The sequence below is a fragment of the bacterium genome, from assembly GCA_016873475.1.
In the GTDB taxonomy this organism is placed as follows: domain Bacteria; phylum Krumholzibacteriota; class Krumholzibacteriia; order JACNKJ01; family JACNKJ01; genus VGXI01.
Map to the genome: position 1 here is coordinate 1 of VGXI01000334.1, position 2462 is coordinate 2462.

Annotated in this window: 3 protein-coding genes; all 3 read left to right on the plus strand. The window is 68.2% G+C overall.

What is annotated here, in order from left to right; translation table 11 throughout:
* Positions 1-111 precede the first annotated feature (111 nt).
* The gene (locus tag FJ251_15475; protein ID MBM4119103.1) at positions 112-1251 is read left to right on the plus strand and encodes a DUF1016 domain-containing protein; all 1140 of its coding nucleotides are present in this window, start codon (positions 112-114) and stop codon (positions 1249-1251) included.
* A 76-nt stretch (positions 1252-1327) separates the two neighbouring features.
* Positions 1328-2014: a DUF4386 domain-containing protein gene (locus tag FJ251_15480; GenBank protein MBM4119104.1), complete on the plus strand. Its 687-nt coding sequence runs from the start codon at positions 1328-1330 to the stop codon at positions 2012-2014.
* A 125-nt stretch (positions 2015-2139) separates the two neighbouring features.
* On the plus strand, positions 2140-2462 hold a 323-nt coding region (locus FJ251_15485; protein ID MBM4119105.1), incomplete at its 3' end, for an ATP-binding protein.

The window sequence follows — 2462 nt, forward strand, 5'->3', positions numbered from 1 at the left end:
GGGGGCGAGTCGCTAGCGACCGGCGGCTAGGTGGTCCGGCGATTGACTGCGGGGGCTGTTCCCAGGCAAACTGAGCCTCCTCCCACGACGCCGACCCACAGGAGCTTGGGTATGGCTCGTGAGCGCCAGCCGAAGGCCGAGTCCCGCCTCGCGCGGGGCCACGCTCGGCCCGGGGCCAGTGTCCCGGTAGCGTCGCCGCGCGCGGTGGTGCCCGCGGACTACGTCTTCGCATTCGCTGAGATCAAGTCGCGCATTGAACGGGAGCGCCTGCGCGTCGTCCTGGCTGCCAATGCGGCAATGGTCCTGCTCTACTGGGATGTGGGGCGGATGATCCTGGCCCGCCAAGAGCAGGCCGGCTGGGGCGCCAAGGTGATCGATCGCCTGGCCGCGGATCTCCGTGAGGCCTTTCCGGACATGAAGGGGTTCTCCGCCCGCAACCTCAAGTACATGAGGGCTTTCGCTGCGGCCTGGCCGGAACGGGCAATTGTGCAAGAGCCTCTTGCACAAATCCCCTGGTCACACCACATCGCCCTGTTGGAGAGGCTCGACGACTCGGCGGCGCGACTCTGGTATGCGCGAGAGGCCATCCGGAACGGGTGGTCCCACAGCATCCTGGTGCTTCACATCCGCAGCCGCACGCAGGAGCGGCAGGGGAAGGCCTTGACCAACTTCAAGGCCGCCATGCCTCCCGGCGACTCGGACCTGGCCCAGCAGATCTTTAAGGACCCCTACCTCTTCGATTTCCTCGGCACCGCCGATCCACGCCGCGAGCGCGAGGTCGAGCTAGCACTCGTCGACCACGTCCAGCGCTTCCTGCTCGAGCTGGGCGCTGGCTTCGCCTTCGTCGGTCGCCAGGTGCCGCTGGAGGTCGGCGACCGTGACTTCGCCGTCGATCTTCTGTTCTACCACCTCAAGCTGCGCCGCTACGTGGTCGTGGAATTGAAGGCGGTGGCCTTCGATGCGAGATTCGTCGGCCAGCTCAACCTTTACCTCTCGGCCGTCGACGATCTACTGCGGCATCGGGACGATCAGCCGACGATCGGCTTGCTTCTCTGCCGTTGCAAGGACAAGATCGAGGTAGAATATGCACTGCGGCACTTGAGGCGGCCCGTTGGCGTTGCCGAGTGGGAGACGCAGCTCATCGACAAGCTCCCGAAGGCGCTCGCTGGCAGCCTACCGACGATCGAGGAGATCGAGGCAGAGCTGTCGGAGCATGCCCGGCGGCCGGTTAGGCCCAAGGCTGGCGCCTAGCCGGCGCCAGCTTGATCGGGGCCGGCCCTTGCCCTAGTGTGATTGTCACTCGGTTTCTGATGCCGCTTGCGCAGTCATTTGGCGAGGAGAAGTCGCGTTGACCTTCAGAACGAGCTCGCGAATCGCCGGCTACGCGTTCCTGCTCTACATCGCCCTGGGGATCGCGGCGATGGCTCTCTTCGGCAGGGCCACTGGCGACGGCGAGACCGCCGCCAAGCTCGCCGGCATTGCCCAGCACGAGACGCTCGCGCGCCTGGCGGCCCTGTGCAATCTGCTCACCGCCTTCACGGCGCTGGCGCTGGGGGTATCGCTCTACGCGCTCACCCGTGCCGTGGATCGCGACCTCGCCCTGCTCGGCCTCGCCTGTCGCGTGGGCGAGGGAGTGATCGGGGCCGCCGGGATGCAGTCCTCGCTGGGGCTGCTCTGGCTCAGCACGACCACCGGCGCCGAGGCGCCGTCTGCGGAGGGCGCGCAGGCCATCGGCGCCTACCTGCTCGCGCAGAACTCGGGCGTGCTGGTCGCCGGGCTCTTCTTCGCCGTGGGCAGCAGCTTTTTCGCGTGGCTCTTCCTGAAGGGACGGCTGATCCCCGCCTGGCTGGCCTGGCTGGGCTTGGTCGCCTCGCTGCTGCTCGTGGTGGGGTTGCCGCTGCGGCTCGCCGGCGCGCTGCCGGGCAGCGTGGCCATGGCGCTCTGGGCGCCGATGGCGGCCTTCGAGATTCCCTTCGCGGTCTGGCTCTTGATCAGGGGGATCGCCCCTCGCTAGACTGAGACCCCCCGTCCCCCGGGGAGTGACCAGCAATCCTCCTGCATCTGCGGCCGCGGCCCTGCCCGCGTGGCCGCTGCCTGGGGGATTGCCTCGTGAAGAGAAGCTCCAGCCGCCGCGGCGGCATGAAGTCCGCGGACCTGCGCCTCCTGATCCAAGCCGGCGAGAGCAGCACGCTCGAGTTCAAGGAGAGCTTGCCCGCGGCCCTGGCGCGCGATCTTGTCGCTTTGGCCAACGCCGAGGGCGGGCGCGTCCTGCTGGGCGTGCGCGACGACGGCTCGGTGCTTGGGGTGAAGGACTCCAGTGCGCTGCGGGCCCGCGTGCAGGACATCGCGCGCAACTGCGACCCGCCGGTTGGGGTGAGTGTCGGGGCTGTGGGTGGCGTGCTCGTCGTCGAAGTGCGCGAGAGTGACGCCAAACCGGTGCAGTGCAGCGAGGGCTTCTTCCT